At 56.2% G+C, this 20,841-nt stretch carries 20 protein-coding genes; 14 read left to right on the top strand and 6 right to left on the bottom strand.

Going from position 1 to position 20,841, the window contains the following annotated elements; all coding sequences use genetic code 11:
- Positions 1-52: 52 nt before the first annotated feature.
- Positions 53-547: a leucine-responsive transcriptional regulator Lrp gene (gene lrp / locus N1689_RS02455; protein WP_006118610.1), complete on the bottom strand. Its 495-nt coding sequence runs from the start codon at positions 545-547 to the stop codon at positions 53-55.
- A gap of 520 nt (positions 548-1,067) precedes the next feature.
- On the opposite strand from lrp, the gene trxB reads away from it, so the two are divergent.
- The 5 genes from trxB (at position 1,068) to infA (ending at position 6,969) form a co-directional block, all read left to right on the top strand.
- Complete coding sequence (trxB, locus tag N1689_RS02450; protein WP_013357303.1) at positions 1,068-2,036, top strand: thioredoxin-disulfide reductase; 969 nt, start codon at positions 1,068-1,070, stop codon at positions 2,034-2,036.
- Positions 2,037-2,179: 143 nt separating this feature from the next.
- A complete protein-coding gene (locus N1689_RS02445) occupies positions 2,180-3,949 on the top strand; it encodes a heme ABC transporter permease/ATP-binding protein CydD (RefSeq protein WP_222924272.1) in 1,770 nt (589 codons plus the stop codon).
- On the top strand, positions 3,949-5,679 hold the full coding sequence (locus tag N1689_RS02440; RefSeq protein ID WP_260057763.1) for a heme ABC transporter ATP-binding protein/permease CydC: 1,731 nt from the start codon (positions 3,949-3,951) through the stop codon (positions 5,677-5,679). The genes N1689_RS02445 and N1689_RS02440 overlap by 1 nt, the downstream gene beginning before the upstream one ends.
- A 33-nt stretch (positions 5,680-5,712) precedes the next feature.
- Positions 5,713-6,405: a leucyl/phenylalanyl-tRNA--protein transferase gene (aat, locus tag N1689_RS02435; protein WP_260057761.1), complete on the top strand. Its 693-nt coding sequence runs from the start codon at positions 5,713-5,715 to the stop codon at positions 6,403-6,405.
- Positions 6,406-6,750: 345 nt separating this feature from the next.
- The gene (gene infA / locus N1689_RS02430; protein ID WP_002211347.1) at positions 6,751-6,969 is read left to right on the top strand and encodes a translation initiation factor IF-1; all 219 of its coding nucleotides are present in this window, start codon (positions 6,751-6,753) and stop codon (positions 6,967-6,969) included.
- A gap of 86 nt (positions 6,970-7,055) precedes the next feature.
- Here infA and clpA read toward each other — a convergent pair whose 3' ends face one another.
- Together clpA and clpS are read right to left on the bottom strand one after the other, a co-directional pair.
- The gene (gene clpA, locus N1689_RS02425) at positions 7,056-9,332 is read right to left on the bottom strand and encodes an ATP-dependent Clp protease ATP-binding subunit ClpA (protein WP_161734242.1); all 2,277 of its coding nucleotides are present in this window, start codon (positions 9,330-9,332) and stop codon (positions 7,056-7,058) included.
- Positions 9,333-9,384: 52 nt separating this feature from the next.
- Positions 9,385-9,705 (bottom strand): ATP-dependent Clp protease adapter ClpS, encoded by a 321-nt coding sequence (clpS, locus tag N1689_RS02420; RefSeq protein ID WP_003849318.1) that lies wholly within the window; start codon positions 9,703-9,705, stop codon positions 9,385-9,387.
- A 315-nt stretch (positions 9,706-10,020) separates the two neighbouring features.
- Between clpS and cspD the strand changes: the two genes are divergently transcribed.
- A complete protein-coding gene (gene cspD, locus N1689_RS02415) occupies positions 10,021-10,242 on the top strand; it encodes a cold shock-like protein CspD (RefSeq protein ID WP_098051073.1) in 222 nt (73 codons plus the stop codon).
- A gap of 74 nt (positions 10,243-10,316) precedes the next feature.
- Here cspD and N1689_RS02410 read toward each other — a convergent pair whose 3' ends face one another.
- Entirely contained in the window at positions 10,317-11,954 is a 1,638-nt protein-coding gene (locus tag N1689_RS02410; RefSeq protein ID WP_222924274.1) for an ATP-dependent endonuclease, read from the bottom strand.
- Between the two features lie 125 nt (positions 11,955-12,079).
- Between N1689_RS02410 and N1689_RS02405 the strand changes: the two genes are divergently transcribed.
- The 3 genes from N1689_RS02405 (at position 12,080) to ltaE (ending at position 15,904) form a co-directional block, all read left to right on the top strand.
- On the top strand, positions 12,080-12,979 hold the full coding sequence (locus N1689_RS02405) for a lysine exporter LysO family protein (protein ID WP_161734246.1): 900 nt from the start codon (positions 12,080-12,082) through the stop codon (positions 12,977-12,979).
- A gap of 130 nt (positions 12,980-13,109) precedes the next feature.
- Positions 13,110-14,831 carry a ubiquinone-dependent pyruvate dehydrogenase gene (gene poxB, locus N1689_RS02400; protein WP_161734248.1) on the top strand — a complete coding sequence of 574 codons (1,722 nt, stop codon included), beginning with the start codon at positions 13,110-13,112 and terminating at the stop codon, positions 14,829-14,831.
- A gap of 71 nt (positions 14,832-14,902) precedes the next feature.
- Positions 14,903-15,904 (top strand): low-specificity L-threonine aldolase, encoded by a 1,002-nt coding sequence (gene ltaE / locus N1689_RS02395; protein ID WP_161734250.1) that lies wholly within the window; start codon positions 14,903-14,905, stop codon positions 15,902-15,904.
- Between the two features lie 4 nt (positions 15,905-15,908).
- Here the strand turns inward: ltaE and N1689_RS02390 are convergent, their stop codons facing one another.
- The gene (locus N1689_RS02390) at positions 15,909-16,733 is read right to left on the bottom strand and encodes an N-acetylmuramoyl-L-alanine amidase (RefSeq protein ID WP_260057750.1); all 825 of its coding nucleotides are present in this window, start codon (positions 16,731-16,733) and stop codon (positions 15,909-15,911) included.
- Complete coding sequence (locus N1689_RS02385) at positions 16,730-17,050, bottom strand: heavy metal-binding domain-containing protein (protein WP_161734254.1); 321 nt, start codon at positions 17,048-17,050, stop codon at positions 16,730-16,732. Before N1689_RS02385 ends, N1689_RS02390 begins: the two co-directional genes overlap by 4 nt.
- 106 nt (positions 17,051-17,156) lie before the next feature.
- Here N1689_RS02385 and N1689_RS02380 point away from each other — a divergent pair, with 106 nt between their 5' ends.
- The 5 genes from N1689_RS02380 (at position 17,157) to artM (ending at position 20,785) form a co-directional block, all read left to right on the top strand.
- Positions 17,157-17,696: a lipoprotein gene (locus N1689_RS02380; protein WP_260057749.1), complete on the top strand. Its 540-nt coding sequence runs from the start codon at positions 17,157-17,159 to the stop codon at positions 17,694-17,696.
- 222 nt (positions 17,697-17,918) lie between these two features.
- On the top strand, positions 17,919-18,647 hold the full coding sequence (gene artP, locus N1689_RS02375; RefSeq protein ID WP_013357289.1) for an arginine ABC transporter ATP-binding protein ArtP: 729 nt from the start codon (positions 17,919-17,921) through the stop codon (positions 18,645-18,647).
- A 15-nt stretch (positions 18,648-18,662) separates the two neighbouring features.
- On the top strand, positions 18,663-19,394 hold the full coding sequence (gene artJ / locus N1689_RS02370; protein WP_033732083.1) for an arginine ABC transporter substrate-binding protein: 732 nt from the start codon (positions 18,663-18,665) through the stop codon (positions 19,392-19,394).
- Positions 19,395-19,400: 6 nt separating this feature from the next.
- On the top strand, positions 19,401-20,117 hold the full coding sequence (artQ, locus tag N1689_RS02365; RefSeq protein WP_161734258.1) for an arginine ABC transporter permease ArtQ: 717 nt from the start codon (positions 19,401-19,403) through the stop codon (positions 20,115-20,117).
- On the top strand, positions 20,117-20,785 hold the full coding sequence (gene artM / locus N1689_RS02360) for an arginine ABC transporter permease ArtM (protein WP_161734260.1): 669 nt from the start codon (positions 20,117-20,119) through the stop codon (positions 20,783-20,785). The genes artQ and artM overlap by 1 nt, the downstream gene beginning before the upstream one ends.
- Positions 20,786-20,841: the final 56 nt, after the last annotated feature.

Here is a 20,841-nt window from a genome sequence, read left to right as displayed (position 1 = left end):
ATGAATGCACAGGAGTGTACCGAAATCTCACAGGTTTTGCACCTGCCCCGCATCAGCGAGTTTTGATCACCAGTCGATTGCTCTGTTTGACCTCTTCCATCACCACATAAGTTCGCGTGTCGTTTACGCCCGGCAGGCGCAACAGGGTTTCACCCAGCAGCTTACGATAGGCAGACATATCAGGTACGCGCGTTTTCAGCAGGTAGTCGAAATCGCCAGAAACGAGGTGACACTCTTGAGTTTCCTCAAGTTTTTGCACAGCGGCGTTAAATTGCTCAAACACATCCGGCGCACCACGATTCAGAGTAATCTCAACGAATACCAGCAGAGAGGCATCCAGATAGTGCGGGTTTAACTGCGCGGTGTAACCAAGAATAAATCCCTGGCGTTCGAGACGGCGTACACGCTCAAGACATGGCGTAGGCGATAAGCCTACACGTTTGGAAAGCTCTACGTTTGAAATGCGACCATCTTTCTGAAGTTCATTCAGAATGTTCCTGTCAATTCTGTCGAGGTCTTTCCCGGGGCGTTTCTTATTGTCTACCATTATTATTGTCTCTCTTAATTCCTTCCCTTTACCTGCCACGCCCTGAAAACGCTCAATGTTCGGGGCATTTCTGAAGTGAGCTAACAGAGCCTGTGATCTGACACCTATCGATATGACGCATGTTGTCTGTCCACATCATGCGTCATTATCCATATCAGGCTGCTTTTATTCGGCGTTACACGCAAAACAGGCGACGAAAACCTGTTTTGTTCCGATAAATGTTATTCGCTTCTGATAATGTTTTCGCAAAAGCGCAGGCGATTGTCAAAGTAAAATCACCAAATTCAGGACAAGATGCCAGACAGACCGCTGGGTATCTGTTTTTAAATGAGTATTTTTCCACTTTTGCACCTCTCAAAGCCGATTTTTGCCCCATTCTGGCGCATTGACCAGGCAAAACCGCCGCTCATCGTCTACGCCACTTGCAGCTATCGTTAACAAAATTGGCTAAGTCTTGTTATTGTCGCCGGATATTCCCTACAATCGCAGGCTATGTCAGCCGAATGAAACTGAGGAACGCATGAGTACGGCCAAACACAGTAAGTTACTCATTCTGGGCTCCGGCCCAGCGGGTTATACCGCAGCCGTTTATGCTGCACGCGCCAACCTGAATCCGGTGCTGATCACCGGTCTGGAAAAGGGCGGACAGCTGACCACCACCACTGAAGTGGAGAACTGGCCGGGCGACCCGCACGATCTGACAGGTCCATCGCTGATGGAGCGCATGCACGAGCATGCTGAAAAATTTAATACTGAGATCATTTTCGATCACATCCACACCGTTGATCTGCAGAACCGTCCGTTCACCCTCACTGGCGATAGCGGCGTATATACGGCAGATGCGCTGATCATCGCCACCGGTGCGTCAGCGCGCTACCTGGGTCTGCCCTCTGAAGAGGCGTTCAAAGGCAAAGGCGTTTCCGCCTGCGCAACCTGTGACGGTTTCTTCTATCGCAACCAGAAAGTCGCAGTGATTGGCGGGGGTAACACGGCCGTTGAAGAGGCGCTCTATCTGGCGAACATCGCGGCTGAAGTGCATCTGATTCACCGTCGTGACAGCTTCCGCGCAGAGAAGATCCTGATCGACCGGCTAATGGAAAAAGTGCGCAATGGCAATATCGTGCTGCACACCCATCGTACGCTGGAAGAAGTCACAGGCGATCAGATGGGTGTGACCGGTCTGACACTGCGTTCTACCCAGAACAGTGATGAAACAGAAGCGCTGGAAGTCGCGGGTCTGTTTGTTGCTATCGGACACAGTCCGAATACGGCTATCTTCGAAGGTCAGCTGGCGCTGGAGAACGGTTACATCAAAGTTCAGTCGGGTCTGCACGGTAACGCCACTCAGACCAGCATTCCTGGCGTCTTTGCGGCAGGGGATGTGATGGACCATATCTATCGTCAGGCGATTACCTCTGCGGGCACCGGCTGCATGGCCGCGTTAGATGCTGAGCGTTTTCTTGACGGGCTGGTTAAAAACGATCGGTAAGTTGTTAACCCTCTGATCTCAAATATTCCAGGCGACGGTTTTTCCGTCGCCTTTTTTATAGCTCTCATGCTAGATTCTGGCGCCTGAAGAGATGGAAATGTCTTTCCATTTTCCCCTGTCACCGACATTTAGTATGGTCTCGCATGGACAAATCGCGGCAGCAGCATCTTACCCGCTGGCTTCGTCAGCAACGTCGTTTCGCCGGTCGCTGGTTGCGGCTCAACACGCTGCTGGGCATGGTAAGTGCCCTGCTGATCATTGCCCAGTCTGGTTTACTGGCCTCGCTGCTGCAGGCGCTGATCGTTGACCAGCAACCGCGTGAAGCACTGACGGTCAGTATCCTGCTGTTACTGCTTTGCTTCGTACTGCGCGCCCTGATTAACTATGCCCGTGAACTGACCGGCTATCGTGCCGGGCAGGCTATCCGTCAGGCGTTACGTCAGCAGGTCTTAGACCGGTTGTCTGCGCTGGGCCCGGCGTGGATACAGGGGAAACCAGCCGGGAGCTGGGCGACTCTTCTGCTAGAGCAGATCGAAGAGATGCAGGAGTATTACGCCCGCTATCTGCCGCAGATGACGCTGGCGGTGCTCATCCCCTGCTGCATTCTGCTGACTGTTTTTCCGCTGAACTGGACCGCGGGTCTAATCCTGTTTGCCACTGCGCCGTTGATTCCGCTGTTTATGGCGCTGGTCGGCATGGGTGCGGCCGAGGCCAATCGCCGCAACTTCCTGGTGCTGGCCCGCCTGAGCGGTAACTTTCTCGACCGTCTGCGCGGCAGAGAAACGCTGCGGCTGTTTCATCGTGGTGAAGCAGAGCAGCAGGCGGTTGCCGACGCCACCACCGATTTTCGCCAGCGCACCATGGACGTGCTGCGTTTAGCGTTTCTCTCCTCCGCCGTGCTGGAGTTTTTTGCCTCGTTAGCCATTGCTGTGGTAGCCGTCTATTTTGGCTTCTCCTATCTGGGCGAATTGCATTTCGGTGATTATGGCCACGGCGTGACGCTGTTTGCCGGGTTCCTGGTTTTGATCCTCGCCCCGGAATTTTTCCAGCCACTGCGCGATCTCGGCGCGTTCTATCATGCCAAAGCCCAGGCGGTCGGCGGTGCCGATGCACTTGAAGCCTTTATGCAGGCGACGCCCGACGTTATCCGGCAGGATGGCCCGCAGCCTTTCACTGCCGAGCGCGCAATCTCACTTGTCGCCGATGATCTGCGAGTCTGCGCGCCCGATGGCCAGGTGCTGTGCGGCCCGCTCACCTTTACCATCGCTGCGGGTGAGCAGATTGCGCTGGTCGGTCAAAGCGGGGCCGGTAAAACGGCCCTGATGAACGCCCTGCTCGGTTTCCTGCCTTATCAGGGCTCGCTGAAGGCGAATGGCGTTGAACTGCGTGATATACGACGGAGTGACTGGCATCAGCAGCTTAGCTGGGTAGGACAGAACCCGCAGTTACCGGCAAGCACCTTGCGCGACAATATCGTAATGAATGCTGCCTGGGACGGCGAGCGCTTTGCAACGCTGCTGGAATCGTGCGGCATTAATGAGTTTCTGCCTCGTCTGCCCAGGGGCATTGAAACCCAGCCCGGCGATGGTGGTCATCAGCTGTCGGTGGGTCAGGCACAGCGAGTGGCGGTCGCACGCGCGCTCTATAAATCCTCACATTTATTGCTGCTTGATGAACCGGCAGCCAGCCTGGATGCACTCAGCGAACGTCATGTCATGGTGGCCCTGAACCAGGCGGCTGCCCGCCAGACCACGCTGATGATTACTCATCAGATTGATACGCTGAGTCGCTGGCAGACCCTCTGGGTGATGGAGGCGGGTAAGCTGGTGCAACAGGGTAACTGGCAGCAGCTGTCGCAACAGCCTGGTCCCTTCAGTGAGATGCTGAAGCATCGTCAACAGGAGATTCGCTGATGTCAGCCTTGCGTCCTTTTCTTCGTCTCTGGCTGCGCCACCCTTTCCGTCTTGCGCTGGGCATTGTGCTGGCGATTGTTACCCTGCTGGCCAGCATCAGCCTGCTGACCCTGTCAGGCTGGTTTCTTGCCGCATCGTCAGTGGCAGGCGTAGCAGGCCTCTATACCTTCAATTATATGCTGCCCGCGGCAGGCGTCCGTGGTGCAGCGATCATCCGCACTGCCGCACGCTATGCTGAACGTCTGGTCAGCCATGATGCGACATTCAGAGTGCTTCAGCATCTGCGTGTCCACACCTTCAGCCGCCTTATGGCGCTTTCGCCAGAGCAGCTGTTGCAGTTCCGCCAGGCGGACCTGCTCAACCGTTTTGTGGCCGATGTTGATACGCTGGATCATCTCTATCTGCGCGTCATTTCGCCGCTGCTTGGCGCATTTTTGGTGATAGTGGTAGTCACCGTCGGGATGAGTTTTATTAATATTCCGCTGGCACTGACGCTGGGCGGTATCATGCTGAGTACGCTGATTCTGATGCCGTCGCTATTTTATCGTCTGGGCTCACCGGCAGGCATCGCGATTGCCCACGGACGCGCCCGCTGGCGCTTGCAGCTGATGCAGTGGCTGGCGGCGCAGGCTGAACTTACGTTATATGGGGCCTCGCAGGGCTGGCGTCAGCAACTTGACGAAGATGAACGGCGCTGGCAGCAGGCACAGAGCCAGCAACAGCGTTTACAGGCCGCCGCCCAGAGCCTGCTGCTGCTGTTCAGCGGCATAACCGTAACCCTGCTGCTCTGGCTTGGTGCTGCGACAATCAGAGAACAGCAGTTACCCGGCTCGCTGATTGCGCTGGTCGTGTTCTGCGCTCTTGCCGCCTTTGAGGCGCTGGCACCGGTTGCAGGGGCTTTTCTGCCTATGTCGCAGGTGACAACTGCCGCGCATCGGGTTAATGACATTATCGATCAGTCACCCGCTATCATCTTCCCGGCAAGGTCAGACGCCCGGTCAGGACCGCTCTGCATCAATATTGATCGGCTCGACTTTAGCTACCCCGACCGTCCGGATAAGGTACTCAACAGCTGTACCCTGCAGGTGGCCGCGGGTGAACATATTGCGCTACTGGGACCGACCGGCTGCGGAAAATCGACGCTACTGGCGCTGCTGACCCGCGCTCGTGAGAGCCAGCACGGTGTCATCAGCCTGAATGATCTGCCGATTACCGCCTGGTCAGAGTCCGCGTTGCGCCAGCGTATCAGCGTGGTGACGCAGCGGGTTCACCTCTTCAGCCAGAGCCTGCGCGATAATCTGCTGCTGGCCTGCCCCGATGCCACTGATGAGCAGCTATGCCGCGTTCTGAACGACGTTGGCCTGCAACGCCTGCTTGAGAATCAGGAAGGATTAAACGCCTGGATGGGCGAAGGGGGTCGCCCGCTTTCCGGCGGCGAACTGCGTCGGCTGGCGCTGGCGCGTGCGTTACTGCACGACGGCGATCTCTGGCTGCTGGATGAGCCCACCGAAGGGCTGGATGCCACCACCGAGCAACATATTCTTGCCCTGCTGCAACGGCTGACTGCCGGAAAAACCATGCTTATGGTCACTCACCGGCTGAGTGGCCTGGAACAGATGGATCGCATCTGCGTGATGGATAATGGCGCGATTGTTGAGCAGGGCAGTCATGCGGAATTAATCTCAAAAGCAGGGCGCTACTGGCGTTTCCGGCAGCGTATTGCGTTATAGTCTTAGCGAAATGCCGATGAGTAACATAACGCGATGAGACTGGTACAACTGTCACGGGAATCTCTGATCTTTCCCCCGCCGGAGATGGCGCTGCGTGAGCCAAATGGCCTGCTGGCCATGGGCGGTGATCTCTCCCCTGCCCGATTACTTAACGCTTATCGGCACGGTATCTTTCCGTGGTTTTCGCCCGGCGATCCCATTCTCTGGTGGTCGCCCGATCCCCGGGCCGTCCTGCTGCCTGAGCAGTTTCATCTCAGTCGTAGCATGAAGCGTTTTCACAGTCGTTCACCTTATCGGGTAACAATGAACGAGTCCTTTGCCGAGGTCCTTGAGGGCTGCGCAAGCGGTCGCGAGGAAGGCACCTGGATTACCTTTGAGATGAAGCGTGCCTGGTTACGACTGTATGAACTGGGCCACGCGCACTCGATCGAGGTGTGGGATGAACATCAGCTGGTGGGTGGCATGTACGGGCTGGCGATGGGGCAAATCTTCTGCGGTGAATCGATGTTCAGCCGTCAGCAGAATGCATCAAAAACAGCACTTTGGGTCTTTTGTCAGCATTTCGTCCGACATCAGGGCCGACTGGTGGATTGTCAGGTACTTAATCCTCATACCGCCTCGCTGGGTGCGCAGGAGATCCCGCGCGCGGATTATCTGCAATATGTGCAAAGCCTTGCTTACCAGCCAGTCAGCGATGGCTGCTGGCAGACACAAACGCTTTTTTAGCCCTGCAGAGATGTTTTGCACACATAAAGGCGCATAAGTGGTATATTAGTCGGGTTTGGTATGTCGTCCGCGCTTCGCAATATCGAGCCGGAATTGCCAGGCTGGGAATCTCAACGCACTCTCGGAACTGTTTTCAATCGTGCGCATGTAACCGGTTGATTCAGATTCTTAGCCCGCTAATCCCCTGCAGACGTCACCTTAAACACCCTAATTTTACCGGATGCGCGCAACTTACGTGCACCCCGGCAAAGCGTTGGCAAAATCGCCGACGGTTCTTTACATAAATCGTTGAATTGGGCATTATCTTGCCGGTTCAACTGAAAGGTAGTACACCCAGAGGATTCGATGGCCAAAGAAGACAATATTGAAATGCAAGGTACCGTACTGGATACGTTACCTAACACCATGTTCCGCGTAGAACTTGAAAACGGACACGTGGTCACTGCTCATATCTCCGGTAAAATGCGCAAAAACTACATCCGTATCCTGACGGGTGACAAAGTGACCGTTGAGTTGACCCCGTACGACCTGAGCAAAGGCCGCATTGTCTTCCGTAGTCGCTAATTTGCAGTAATCTCATCGCTCTGCATATTGCAGCGAAAAAAAAGGCCGGATTTTAATCCGGCCTTTTTCACATCTGTAGCAGGTGATTAATGCACAGTGCCTTCGGTTTTGCGTTTTTCAGCACTCAGGAAGTGATAGGTCAGTTCACCTTTCTCACGATCCAGCGCGACTGATACTGAGCCGCCATCCACCAGCGAACCAAACAGCAGTTCATTAGCTAACGGTTTCTTCAGGCTGTCCTGTACGGTGCGCGCCATCGGACGTGCGCCCATCGCTTTGTCATAGCCCTTCTCAGCCAGCCAGTCACGCGCTTCATCACTGACTTCCAGCGATACGCCTTTCGCATCCAGCTGCGCCTGCAACTCGACAATAAACTTGTCGACCACCTGATGGATCACCGCTGGGGACAGGTGACTGAACCAGATAATGTTGTCGAGACGGTTACGAAACTCTGGCGTAAAGATCTTTTTGATCTCCTCCATCGCATCGGTGCTGTTGTCCTGATGAATCAGGCCAATCGACTTACGTTCAGTTTCACGTACACCGGCGTTGGTGGTCATGACCAGCACCACGTTGCGGAAGTCCGCTTTGCGACCATTGTTGTCGGTCAGCATACCGTTATCCATTACCTGCAGTAGCAGGTTGAAGACATCCGGGTGTGCTTTCTCAATCTCATCCAGTAACACCACCGCATGAGGATGCTTAATCACGGCATCCGTCAGCAGGCCGCCCTGATCAAAGCCGACGTAACCCGGAGGCGCACCAATCAAACGGCTGACGGTGTGACGCTCCATATACTCGGACATATCAAAGCGCAGCAGCTCAATACCCAGCGCTTTCGCCAGCTGCACGGTGACTTCCGTTTTACCGACCCCAGTAGGCCCGGCAAACAGGAAGGAACCGACCGGCTTACGATCCTGACCCAGACCTGCACGGCTCATTTTGATCGCTTCCGTCAGCGCCTCAATGGCGTTGTCCTGACCAAACACCAGCATCTTCAGGCGATCGCCCAGATTTTTCAGCGTATCGCGGTCGCTTGCTGACACGCTTTGCTCAGGAATACGGGCAATACGGGCCACCACAGTTTCAATGTCAGAGACGTTGATGGTTTTCTTGCGCTTACTGGCTGGCATCAGGCGCGCACGCGCACCCGCTTCATCAATCACATCAATCGCCTTGTCAGGCAGATGACGGTCGTTGATATATTTCACCGCCAGTTCCACCGCTGCGCGCACCGCTTTCGCGGTATAGCGCACATCGTGATGCGCTTCGTACTTGGTCTTCAGGCCATTCAGGATCTGCACGGTCTCTTCAGGTGAAGGCTCCGTGATATCGATCTTCTGGAAGCGACGCGCCAGGGCACGGTCTTTTTCAAAGATGTTGCTGAATTCCTGATAGGTGGTGGAACCCATCACCCGAATCTTGCCAGAGGAAAGAAGAGGTTTGATCAGGTTCGCCGCATCGACCTGGCCGCCGGACGCGGCACCCGCACCAATGATGGTATGGATTTCATCGATAAACAGAATGCTGTGTTCGTCCTGCTCCAGCTGCTTCAGCAGCGCTTTGAAACGTTTTTCAAAGTCACCACGGTATTTGGTGCCCGCCAGCAATGAACCGATATCCAGCGAGTAGATGGTGCAGTCTTTCATCACTTCCGGTACATCGCCCTGCTCGATACGCCAGGCGAGGCCTTCTGCAATAGCGGTTTTACCCACACCCGATTCACCCACCAGCAGCGGGTTGTTTTTACGACGACGGCACAGCACCTGAATGGTACGTTCCAGCTCTTTATCGCGACCAATCAGTGGATCGATACCACCGACGCGAGCAAGCTGATTAAGATTGGTGGTGAAGTTTTCCATACGATCCTCCCCGCCTGCTTGCTCTTCGTTAACCGGATTTTCAGCGCCTGGCGCCTGGCCCGGTTCGTCTTTGCGCGTACCGTGAGAGATGAAATTCACCACATCAAGGCGGCTGACTTCATGTTTGCGTAACAGATAGGCCGCTTGCGACTCCTGCTCGCTGAAGATGGCGACCAGCACATTTGCCCCGGTGACTTCGCTGCGACCGGATGACTGGACATGGAAAACCGCACGCTGCAGGACGCGCTGGAAGCTGAGCGTCGGTTGAGTGTCACGCTCCTCTTCGCTGGCGGGCAGCACCGGTGTGGTTTGTTCGATGAAGGCTTCGAGTTCCTGCCGCAGAGCCACAATATCCACCGTACAGGCTTCCAATGCCTCTCTGGCCGACGGGTTACTGAGCAACGCCAGTAACAGATGCTCGACGGTCATAAACTCATGACGGTGCTCACGCGCTCTGGCGAAAGCCATATTTAAACTGAGTTCCAGTTCTTGATTGAGCATTAGGCACCTCCCCCAATTATCGCCCTTACCAGTTTCCTATATGGAGACGGGTTCAGGCTTTTTCCAGCGTACACAGCAACGGATGATGATTTTCCCGCGCATAGTTGTTCACCTGGGCCGCTTTTGTTTCGGCGACTTCTGCAGTAAATACACCACAGATCGCCTTGCCGTGATAGTGAACTTTCAACATCAGCTGCGTTGCACGTTCAACATCATAAGAAAAGAACTTTTGTACGACGTCAATAACAAATTCCATAGGTGTATAATCGTCATTATTCAGAATGACTTTATACATAGAAGGCGGCTTTAACCCTTCGCGTACTTTGTCTTCGGCCAGATGTTCAAAGTTAAGCCAGTCGTTTGTGTTTGCCATAGTGTTCCGTTGAGATTGTGCTTTAGCCTTTTAATGACTACATGTTGAGAGTTTAACATGCCTGTCAAGCTCCTGGTCGCTGCTGAAATTTTATTCAGAAATTCCCTTGCGCGACCTGCATCACAAAATTTCCAATAGCGTTAACCACCTCAAATTTTGATGATTTTTTCCCCACCTGGCCCGGTGGTTTGCTTGACGCCGGCGGCGCTTTCTCTACATTCTACCTGCACAGGCTGATTGAGTTTTAATCAAATCAGACTCACAGCCTGTAAGACCTCACCTACTTATAAAATGTCTTGCGAGGGAAGTAAAAGCATGGAGACGGGCACAGTTAAATGGTTCAATAATTCCAAAGGCTTTGGCTTTATCTGTCCGGTTGGCGGTGGCGAAGATATTTTTGCACACTACTCCACCATTCAGATGGAAGGCTACCGCACGCTAAAGGCAGGCCAGCAGGTTCAGTTCGACGTGCATGAAGGCCCGAAAGGTAATCACGCCAGCCTCATCGTGCCGGTTGAGATACAGGCCGTGGCCTGATACTTACCCCATCTCTGAACAGTGACCCAAAAATGCCAGCCAGTGCCGCTGGCATTTTCCTGTCTGAAGCAGACTTAATCTGCCTGGCCCTGCGCCAGCCCAATCACCCGGGCAAACATCTCCCGTATTAACGGCGGGATGGCTTCCGGCCCGCGTTCCGCCGCCGATGTCGCCACAGCGATCGCCAGTTCTGGCTTGGAGCTCTGGTGAATCGCTTTGGTAATAATACGCCTGGAACTCATCGGAACGTTTAACGGCAGGTGCGCCATCTGATGATAGACATCCTGAAAACCCTGGTGATAGAGAAAATTCTCCATATCCAGTGCCGGTAACTGCGTCAGAAAACGCAGCTCAGGATCGCCGGGCTGTAACTGCGTGCGTGCCGTGCTGGCATATTTGTTACCCGCCTGATCGCCGTCTGTCAGCACATGCCAGGCGATGCCCATGCGACGGGCAAACTTCAGCAGCGGCTTTAAGCCCGACTGAGCAAACTCAATTACCTTCACCCCTTCAGCTGCAAAGTTGTAACCGCACTGCTGTGCCAGCTCATTCATAATCCAGACTTCGGTTTCCCCCTCCACCAGCAGCCAGCAACGGGCAAACAGCGCCGCAGGCCGGTTGACACGAATATGGAAGCCAATGCGCCGGCTCTCTTCGGCACTCAGCCCTTCTGGCCCGATGCGCCAGGCGGCCACGCGCGAGGGGCCGCGTACCAGACGACAGACGTTCTCTACCGGCACCTGAGACAGAAGCTCAGCAGAATTGGTAGTGGCGATTTTTTGCAGCGGCAACAGCCTTAGCAGGTTCCACGCCACCGACAGCATAATCGGATGCAGCCGGGTTTCCGGATCTTCAATCAGCAGCAGCGGACGGGCATCAGCGGCCAGCGGGACGTCGCCTCGCGCCTCAATCAGCAGGGTAAATATCTGCAGCAGAATCAGCTGACGGCTGCGGGAGTCGGTTCCGGCTATCAGCTGATTGAGATGATCCAACGCCCGCCATCCCTTTTCCCCGTCGCGTGTCTGCGGATCCCGTGACCTGAGTTCATTGCCCGCATCGGGCAACTGCACCAGAAAGTAGTGCTGCATCAGTTGCTGCATGGTCTTCAGCCCCTGTCGCAGCACCTCATCACTGAGCTGCTGGGGATGGTGCTCCAGATCGCGCGCCAGCGACGCCATGCCCGCCAGCACCTCAGGATGTGGAGTAGCCACAGGCGCACTGTTACGCGTCCGCTTACTAAAGCGCGCATCGCGCAGCCGCAGCACCGGATAGCGTTTCATCAACAGATCAATGGCCGCCGCGCAGTGCTGCTCTGGCAACAGCTGCGCGTTCACATCAACGAAACGCCGTCGGGTTTCGATGCCGCTGTCACGCCAGGCCGCGCTGACGCTGTAATAAAGCCGACGCTGGCCCTGAGCATCGCGCTGCCAGAATGTCGAGAGCACAGCATCCGGGTCGCTGCCATCATCGCGAAAATGAAATACGATTGACAGACGGCGCATGGGATCGGCCACATCACCTGGGGTGAAATGGAAATCAGCCTGGGTAAAAACATAAGCTGGTTCATTGGGCGAAAGTAACAGGCTCAGGGCATCCAGCAGGCTGGATTTGCCCCAGGCATTCTCACCAATCAGCAGATTAGTCCGGGTTAAAGGGAGTGAGAGCTTGTTGATGCCGCGGAAACCGCGAATATCGATATGTTCCAGAATCATAGGCGTCCGTCCTCAGGTTATAAACAGCATGGTTGCCGCCAGCGAACCGGTCAAGCTGCTATGGGGTTTACTCCGATACGCTTTTTCGCTAGCGTGTTGCCTCTTCCCCCATGGATGGCATTGATATGTACTCCGGACTTTTGATTATTCTGCTGCCGCTGATCGCCGGCTGGCTGTTGCCGTTCCGTAAAACCACTCTGCTGCGTCGGGTAAACCAGCTGTTAGGCTGGATGGTTTACGTCATTCTCTTCTTTATGGGCATCAGCCTGGCCTTTCTCGACAACCTCGGCAGTAACCTGCTGGCGATATTTCACACCGCACTCGTAGCGGCGTTCTGCATTCTGCTGTGCAACCTGCTGGCGCTGCGCGGACTGGAAAAGTATGCGCCCTGGCAGCATGCACACCGGCAGGAGAAACTGCCCTCGCGGCTGCATATGGCACTGGACTCCCTGAAGCTGTGCGGCGTCGTTGTCCTTGGTTTTCTGCTTGGCCTGAACCAGTGGCCGCTGTTGCATCACGCCTCAACCGCCAGCGAATATGCGCTGATTTTCCTGCTGTTTCTGGTGGGTATTCAGTTGCGCGGCAGTGGCATGACGCTGCGTCAGATCATCCTGAACCGTCGTGGCATGCTGGTGGCCGTTGTCGTGCTGATCAGCGCGCTGCTCGGGGGCATGATTGCCGCGCTGGTGCTGGGCATGCCGTTAAAGACCGGTCTGGCGCTGGCCAGCGGCTTTGGCTGGTACTCCCTCTCCGGCATTCTGATGACCGAAGCCTTTGGCCCGGTCATCGGCAGTGCCGCTTTCTTCAACGACCTGGTACGTGAGCTGGTCGCCATCATGCTGATCCCGGCACTGATTGGTCGCCATCGTTCGAGTGCACTGGGTCTGTGCGGAGCCACCTCAATGGACTTTACCCTGCCGGTGCTGCAGCGGGCGGGCGGCAATGAGATTGTCCCTGCCGCCATTGTGCACGGTTTTGTCATGAGCCTGCTGGCCCCGATTCTGATCGCCCTCTTCTCTGCCTGAACCCGGTCTGATATGCGCTGAGCTCTGCCAGCGCATTTTTTCACGCCTGCTTTTCTGCCGTGTCGTCTACGCTTCTTTTTTCGGTTCTGGTCACGTCACTCCTCAGGGCGGGCCGACAAAGGAGAAGAGCATGAAACAAACCGTGGCGGCGCTGGTCGCCAAAACGCTGGAAAGCGCGGGCGTCAAACGCATCTGGGGTGTCACCGGGGACTCCCTTAACGGCCTGAGCGATAGCCTTAATCGCATGGGCACCATCGAGTGGATGCCGACACGACACGAAGAAGTCGCCGCCTTTGCGGCGGGCGCAGAAGCCCATATCAGCGGCGAACTGGCGGTCTGCGCCGGTTCCTGTGGACCCGGCAATTTACATCTCATCAACGGTTTGTTCGACTGCCATCGCAATCGCGTCCCGGTTCTGGCGATTGCGGCGCATATCCCCTCGAGCGAAATCGGCAGCGGCTATTTCCAGGAAACCCATCCGCAGGAGCTGTTCCGCGAATGCAGCCACTACTGTGAGCTGGTCTCGAATCCTGAGCAGTTACCGCAGGTGCTGGGCATCGCGATGCGTAAAGCGATTCTGAATCGTGGCGTCTCGGTTGTGGTACTGCCAGGAGACGTGGCACTGAAACTGGCACCGGAAAGCGCCAGCACTGAGTGGTATCCGCCGCAGTTGCCGCAGGTCCTGCCACAGCCCGCCGAACTGGCCCGGCTGGCACAGACGCTGAACGAGGCCACTGACATTACGCTGCTGTGCGGCAGTGGCTGCGCCGGTGCACATCAGGAAGTGGTGGCGCTGGCCGAAGCGCTGAAAGCGCCAATTGTCCATGCGTTGCGAGGCAAAGAACACATCGAGTATGACAACCCTTATGATGTCGGCATGACCGGCCTGATCGGGTTCTCATCTGGTTTCCACGCCATGATGAATGCCGGGACGCTGGTGTTGCTTGGCACCCAGTTCCCCTATCGCGCCTTCTATCCGGAAAACGCTAAGATCATCCAGATCGATATCAATCCGGGTAGTCTCGGATCACACTGTCACGTTGATCAGGCCTATGTCGGTGATGTGAAAAGCACGCTGCAGGCATTGCTGCCGCAACTGACGCACAAAAGCGATCGCAGCCACCTCGACAGTGCAGTCAAGCACTACGTCGAGGCACGCAAAAGTCTGGATGAGCTGGCGCAGCCCAACGACAAGCAACCGATTCATCCGCAATATCTGGCACAGCAGATCAGCCATTACGCCAGCGACGACGCTATTTTTACCTGCGATGTCGGAACCCCGACCGTCTGGGCGGCGCGCTACCTGAAGATGAACGGCAAACGTCGCCTGCTGGGTTCGTTTAACCATGGCTCAATGGCGAACGCAATGCCACAGGCGCTGGGTGCGCAGTCGATCGATCGCAACCGTCAGGTCGTTGCGCTGTGCGGCGACGGCGGCTTCAGCATGCTGATGGGCGATTTTATCTCGCTGGCGCAGCTGAAAATGCCGGTAAAACTGGTGATCTTTAACAACAGCGTGCTGGGCTTTGTGGCGATGGAGATGAAGGCCGGGGGCTATCTCACCGACGGCACGGAGCTGGAAAATCCCGACTTTGCTGCTATCGCCCAGGCCTGCGGCATCCGTGGTATCCGGGTGGAAAAGGCGTCAGAACTGAATGGCGCGCTGGAGCAGGCATTTGCCCATGATGGTCCGGTACTGGTGGATGTTATTACGGCCAAAGAGGAGCTGGCTATGCCGCCACAGATCAAAATGGAGCAGGCCAAAGGCTTCAGCCTCTACATGCTGCGCGCCATCATGAACGGTCGCGGTGATGAGGTGGTAGAACTGGCGAAAACCAACTGGCTGCGGTAAAACAGTGATTCCATCCAGGCGGGCGCGATGCCCGCCTTTTTTTTATCTTCCGCCACATTCAGGAGCATAAGGTGATCGATTTACGCAGTGATACCGTGACCCGGCCCAGCGCCGCCATGTTAAGCGCAATGATGTCAGCCGAAACCGGTGATGACGTCTACCGTGACGATCCCACCGTAAATGCGCTGGAGGCGGAAGCTGCACGGCTGAGCGGCAAAGCCGCGGCGCTGTTTTTCCCGACCGGCACCCAGGCCAACCTGGTGGCGTTGCTCAGCCACTGCGAGCGCGGCGATGAATATATCGTCGGTCAGCAGGCACACAACTACAAATATGAAGCGGGCGGTGCGGCGGTGCTGGGCAGCATTCAGCCGCAGCCGGTGCTGGCCGCCGATGATGGCACCCTGCCGCTCGATGTGGTGGCAGCGGCCATTAAGCCGGATGATATTCACTTTGCCCGCACCCGCCTGCTGAGTCTGGAGAACACCCATCACGGTAAAGTTTTGCCGCTGGCGTATCTGGAACAGGCGTGGACCTTTACCCGCGAGCATAAGCTGGCGCTGCATATTGATGGCGCGCGTATTTTCAATGCCGTGGTCGCACAGAAGATCACGCTGGCGGCGATTGCCCGCTACTGCGACTCCCTCACCCTCTGTCTCTCTAAAGGTCTGGGCACGCCCGTCGGTTCGCTGCTGTGTGGCGATACGGCGCTGATTGAGCGCGCCCGTCGCTGGCGTAAAATGACCGGCGGCGGTATGCGCCAGACCGGTATTCTGGCGGCGGCGGGTCTGTACGCGTTAGAACACAACGTGGCGCGACTGCAGGAAGATCATGACAATGCCGCCTGGCTGGGACAGCAGCTGCATGAACTGGGCGTCAGCGTCATCGATCAGCAGACCAACATGCTGTTCGTGTCCGTGCCGGAAGCCCAGGTCAAACCATTAGGTGAGTGGATGAAGGCGCGCGGCGTGTTAATCAGCGTGGGAACACGCACCCGACTGGTCACCCATCTGGATGCTGATCGTGCGGCGCTGGAGCAGGTTGTCGCCCACTGGAAAGCGTTTCTGCAGCAGTAATCCGCTATTCCGCCGCACCATACTTCTCCAGTAGTGCGGCTGCTATCGCGGCGGTTTCGGCATCGGGCTGACCGCGATAATCCGCAGGCCGGAAATGCATCTGAAACGCGGCAATCACCTTCTGCTGCTCACGCACACTCATCCCCGCTGTCACCGCATAACCGTAGCGTTGCAGGCTTTCCATGAGTGGCTGCACGGGCACAAGGGCGTGCGGATCCTGCCCCGCTAAATAAAATTGCACCCGTCCGGCATCGGGCCAGGCACCGAGTCCCCGCTGTGCCAGCTGTTGCCAGGGGAACAGTGGACCGGGATCCTGCTTGCGCTGCGGCGCGATATCACTGTGACCAACAATGTTTTCTGGTGGGATGCCGTAACGCTGTGCAATATCCCGCAACAGCGCCTCCAGCGTGGTGATCTGCGCGGCGGTAAAGGGCTGCCATTCGAGGCCGGTCAGCGTCCGGCGATAACCCTTATTTACCAGCTCAATACCAATCGAGGTGTCATTGATGCGGATGGCTCCACGCCAGAAGCTGGGCCCTGCATGCCAGGCGAGTTGCTGCTCCGGCACCAGCTGCCAGATAACGCCTTTACCGGCACGTTGGGGCGGCTGGCGGGGAATCAGATAGTGGGCGCTGACTTCCCGATCGGTGAGGGTCGCCAGCGACGAAGAAAAATCTTCGGCGGTGTAGTGGACCACAATCACCTTCACCCGCGGCCGCGCACCCTGCGCCGGATGCCGCAGATCGGCCCAGTAGCCGTCACGGGATTCCATGCCAGAGTGACACCCCGCCAGCAGCAGTGCCAGCAGCATTAACAGCCCGCGTTTCAACGAATGATCACCGCCGTACCGCTGACGCTGACCATCAGCATGCTGCCATCTTTTCCGACCGTTTCGTAATCAATGTCGATACCGACCACTGCGTTGGCACCCAGCGCTTTTGCCTGCGCTTCCAGCTCTTCAAACGCGATTTCCCGCGCTTTACGCAGCTCTTTCTCATACGCGCCGGAACGACCACCGACCACATCACGGATGCCCGCGAAAAAATCACGGAAGATGTTGGCACCCAGAATCGCTTCTCCGGTAACCACACCGCAATATTCACTGATGCTGTGACCTTCCAGCGTTGGGGTTGTTGAAAATTTCATCGCATTCTCCTTGTTGAAAACCGGGCTAAGGCTCTTTCGACTAAAAAGCACGGCTATACTCTATGCTAAAAAGGGCACCTTGCCAGAGAACCCTAAGGAAATCGAGATGAGAAACAACGTGTTTGCGCTAATGATCCCGGCGGCCCTGCTGCTCAGCGCCTGTACTACCGTTGAGCCAGTCATTAAGGATAATGGCCCGCGTACCGCCCCCTGTATTGAAGGCGGTCCTGACCAGGTAGCCCAGAAGTTTTACGACCTGCGTGTCGAACAGCCTACGCAGGGTCTGCCTGACAGCAATACCCTGGCAAAATATCGCCCTTACCTGAGTGATGCGCTTTATCACTCCCTGCAGGCGGCCAGCGGCAGCAATGCCGGTTCACAGTGGCGTAACGGCGATCTCTTCTCCAGCCTGTCACAGGGTCCGAAGGCTGCCAGCGTCGCCGATGCTTCCACCATTCCGAACCGCGATGCACGCAACATCCCGCTGCGGGTCGATCTGAGCCGCGACGGCAAACAGTGGCAGGATGAAGTGCTGATGATCCACCAGGGCACCTGCTGGGTCGTTGACGACGTGCGCTACATGGCGAACCCTGCACATGCCGAAGGCGGCAGCCTGAGCCAGATGCTTGAAAAATCAAAAAAATAATTCAGATTCAACGGTTATGAGAAGCGCAGCCACCGCAGGTGACTGCGCTTTTTTATTGCCAAAGCCCGCCCTGCGGCCTTTGGCAGCAGCCAGACAGCACATGATATTGTGCTAAGCTTTTGCTGTTTACCTGCTGTTTTACAAATTTTAACCCACCTTAATTGCATAACTATTCTGGTGACGTTAAAATCCGCGACACTAATAGCTATTCAAATCTGGCGCATGAGTATTCAACTAAACGCAATAAACTGCTTCTACGGTGCTCATCAGGCGCTGTTCGACATCAACCTTGAGTGTCCGCAAGGCGAGACCCTGGTGCTGCTGGGCCCCAGCGGTGCGGGCAAGAGTTCGCTGCTGCGGGTGCTTAATCTGCTGGAGCAGCCACGTTCAGGTCAGTTGCAGATTGCCGGCAATCAGTTCGACTTCACGCAGAAACCGTCTGATGCCGCGATTCGCGAACTGCGTCAGAACGTCGGCATGGTGTTCCAGCAATATAATCTCTGGCCACATCTGACCGTGCTGCAGAATCTGATCGAAGCGCCCTGCCGGGTTCTGGGCCTCAGTAAAAGCGACGCCCGCGCCCGTGCCGATAAGCTGCTTGACCGACTGCGCCTTACGCCCTACAGCGATCGTTTTCCGCTGCACCTCTCCGGGGGGCAGCAGCAGCGTGTGGCGATTGCCCGCGCGCTGATGATGGAGCCGCAGGTGCTGCTGTTCGATGAGCCGACGGCCGCGCTGGACCCTGAAATTACCGCACAGATTGTCAGTATCATTCGCGAACTGGCGCAGACACGCATTACCCAGGTGATTGTGACCCATGAAGTGGAAGTGGCACGTAAAACGGCCAGCCGCGTTGTTTATATGGAGAACGGTCACATCGTGGAACAGGGCGATGCCAGCCGCTTTACACAGCCGCAAACCGAAGCGTTTGCTCACTATCTTTCGCACTAAGTCAGGATGCTAAAAATGAAAAAAATGGTACTTGCTGCACTGCTTGCCGGTTTTAGCCTGAGCGCTACCGCGGCACAAACGATTCGTTTTGCGACCGAAGCCTCTTATCCTCCTTTTGAGTTTGTGGATGCGGACAACAAGATTCAGGGCTTTGATGTCGATCTGGCCAACGCGCTGTGTAAAGAGATCGACGCGACCTGCACCTTCACCAATCAGGCGTTCGACAGCCTGATCCCAAGCCTGAAATTCCGTCGCTTTGATGCGGTGATGGCGGGCATGGATATCACGCCGGATCGTGAAAAACAGGTGCTGTTCACCAAGCCTTACTATGACAACTCGGCGCTATTTGTCGCCCAGAAAGGCAAAGTCGCCAGTGTAGAAGCCCTGAAAGGCAAGCGGGTTGGCGTGCAGAACGGCACCACTCACCAGAAATACCTGACGGATAAACACAGCGACATCACCATCGTGCCTTACGACAGCTATCAGAACGCGGTGCTGGATCTGAAAAACGGCCGTATTGATGCTGTCTTCGGTGACACCGCTGTGGTCAACGAGTGGCTGAAGCAGAATGCTGCGCTGGCTGCCGTCGGCGACAAAGTGACGGATAAAGCCTACTTTGGTACTGGCCTGGGCATTGCGGTACGCACCGGTAATACCGATCTGCAGACTAAATTCAATGGCGCGCTGGACAAGATCAAAGCAGACGGCACCTACAAAACCATCTACAGCAAATGGTTCCAGCAGTAATCACTGATGAATGAAATGATGACCCTCGCAAGTGCCGCCGGTATGACCGTCGGCCTTGCTGTTTGTGCCCTCATCGCTGGCCTGGTGCTGGCGATGATTTTCGCTGGCTGGGAGTCACTGCGCCTGAGACCGCTGGCGTGGATTGGCACCGGCCTGGTGACGCTGATCCGTGGCCTGCCGGAAATTCTGGTGGTGCTGTTTATCTATTTTGGCGCCTCACAGCTGCTGCTCACCCTCTCTGACGGTTTCACGCTGAACTTCGGGCTGTTTACGCTGCCGGTTCAGATGCAGATAGAGAACTTCGATGTCAGTCCGTTCCTGTGCGGTGTGATTGCGCTGGCGATGCTCTACGCCGCCTACGCCTCGCAGACACTGCGCGGCGCACTCAAAGCGGTGCCGGTAGGTCAGTGGGAGTCGGGCCAGGCGCTGGGCATGAAAAAGTCGGTCATCTTTCTCCGGCTGATTATGCCGCAGATGTGGCGTCACGCCCTGCCCGGTCTGGGTAATCAGTGGCTGGTGCTGCTGAAAGATACCGCGCTGGTTTCGCTAATCAGCGTCAATGACCTGATGCTGCAAACCAAAAGTATCGCCACCCGCACGCAGGAGCCGTTTACCTGGTTCCTGGTGGCGGCCGCGATCTACTTAGTAATTACGCTATTCAGCCAGGCGGTGTTACGTCGCATCGAACTGCGCACCACCCGCTTTGAACGGGGGAACAGCTAATGCTGGCCTATCTGCCTGAACTCCTGAAAGGGCTGCACACCAGCCTGACGCTGACGGCGGCCTCGCTGGTGGTGGCACTGCTGCTCGCACTGCTCTTCACTGTGGTCCTGTCGCTGAAAACGCCAGTGCTGAATCCGCTGGTAAAAGGATTTATCACGCTGTTTACCGGTACGCCGCTGCTGGTGCAGATCTTCCTGATTTACTACGGTCCGGGACAGTTCCCCTCGATCCAGCAGATCCCCTGGCTGTGGCATTTACTGTCGCAGCCGTGGCTGTGCGCGATGCTGGCGCTCTCGCTGAACAGTGCGGCTTACACCACGCAGCTGTTTTACGGTGCGGTCCGGGCGATTCCCTCCGGACAGTGGCAATCGTGCGCGGCACTCGGCATGAGCCGCAAAGATACCCTGCGCATTCTGCTGCCTTATGCATTTAAACGCGCCCTCTCCTCCTACTCTAATGAAGTGGTGCTGGTGTTCAAAGGCACCTCGCTGGCCTACACCATCACCCTGATGGAGGTCATGGGCCACGGCCAGCTGCTTTATGGCCGCACCTACGACATCACGGTCTATGCCGCGGCGGGTCTGATTTATCTCTGCGTTAACGGTTTGCTGACGCTGATGATGCGACTGATCGAAAAGCGCGCCCTGGCCTTTGAACAGCGTAACTGATTCCCGGGCGAGGCTCCTCGCCCTTTTCGCCTGAAAAATCATACTAATTGCATAAA

The organism is Pantoea sp. XY16, from assembly GCF_025153065.1.
GTDB classification, from domain to species: domain Bacteria; phylum Pseudomonadota; class Gammaproteobacteria; order Enterobacterales; family Enterobacteriaceae; genus Pantoea; species Pantoea alfalfae.
The sequence above is the reverse complement of the archived record's forward strand: the minus strand, read 5'-3'. Positions and strand labels throughout refer to the sequence as shown.

What these genes read in the sequence shown, in the direction of transcription:
- N1689_RS02410 (WP_222924274.1), bottom strand. Translation starts at nt 11,954, where the DNA reads ATGATTCTGGAACATATCGATATTCGCGGTTTCCGCGGCATCAACAAG.
- lrp (WP_006118610.1), bottom strand. Translation starts at nt 547, where the DNA reads ATGGTAGACAATAAGAAACGCCCCGGGAAAGACCTCGACAGAATTGAC.
- trxB (WP_013357303.1), top strand. Translation starts at nt 1,068, where the DNA reads ATGAGTACGGCCAAACACAGTAAGTTACTCATTCTGGGCTCCGGCCCA.
- artP (WP_013357289.1), top strand. Translation starts at nt 17,919, where the DNA reads ATGAGTATTCAACTAAACGCAATAAACTGCTTCTACGGTGCTCATCAG.
- cspD (WP_098051073.1), top strand. Translation starts at nt 10,021, where the DNA reads ATGGAGACGGGCACAGTTAAATGGTTCAATAATTCCAAAGGCTTTGGC.
- artQ (WP_161734258.1), top strand. Translation starts at nt 19,401, where the DNA reads ATGAATGAAATGATGACCCTCGCAAGTGCCGCCGGTATGACCGTCGGC.
- poxB (WP_161734248.1), top strand. Translation starts at nt 13,110, where the DNA reads ATGAAACAAACCGTGGCGGCGCTGGTCGCCAAAACGCTGGAAAGCGCG.
- N1689_RS02380 (WP_260057749.1), top strand. Translation starts at nt 17,157, where the DNA reads ATGAGAAACAACGTGTTTGCGCTAATGATCCCGGCGGCCCTGCTGCTC.
- clpS (WP_003849318.1), bottom strand. Translation starts at nt 9,705, where the DNA reads ATGGCAAACACAAACGACTGGCTTAACTTTGAACATCTGGCCGAAGAC.
- artM (WP_161734260.1), top strand. Translation starts at nt 20,117, where the DNA reads ATGCTGGCCTATCTGCCTGAACTCCTGAAAGGGCTGCACACCAGCCTG.
- artJ (WP_033732083.1), top strand. Translation starts at nt 18,663, where the DNA reads ATGAAAAAAATGGTACTTGCTGCACTGCTTGCCGGTTTTAGCCTGAGC.
- clpA (WP_161734242.1), bottom strand. Translation starts at nt 9,332, where the DNA reads ATGCTCAATCAAGAACTGGAACTCAGTTTAAATATGGCTTTCGCCAGA.
- infA (WP_002211347.1), top strand. Translation starts at nt 6,751, where the DNA reads ATGGCCAAAGAAGACAATATTGAAATGCAAGGTACCGTACTGGATACG.
- N1689_RS02385 (WP_161734254.1), bottom strand. Translation starts at nt 17,050, where the DNA reads ATGAAATTTTCAACAACCCCAACGCTGGAAGGTCACAGCATCAGTGAA.
- N1689_RS02445 (WP_222924272.1), top strand. Translation starts at nt 2,180, where the DNA reads ATGGACAAATCGCGGCAGCAGCATCTTACCCGCTGGCTTCGTCAGCAA.
- aat (WP_260057761.1), top strand. Translation starts at nt 5,713, where the DNA reads ATGAGACTGGTACAACTGTCACGGGAATCTCTGATCTTTCCCCCGCCG.
- N1689_RS02405 (WP_161734246.1), top strand. Translation starts at nt 12,080, where the DNA reads ATGTACTCCGGACTTTTGATTATTCTGCTGCCGCTGATCGCCGGCTGG.
- N1689_RS02440 (WP_260057763.1), top strand. Translation starts at nt 3,949, where the DNA reads ATGTCAGCCTTGCGTCCTTTTCTTCGTCTCTGGCTGCGCCACCCTTTC.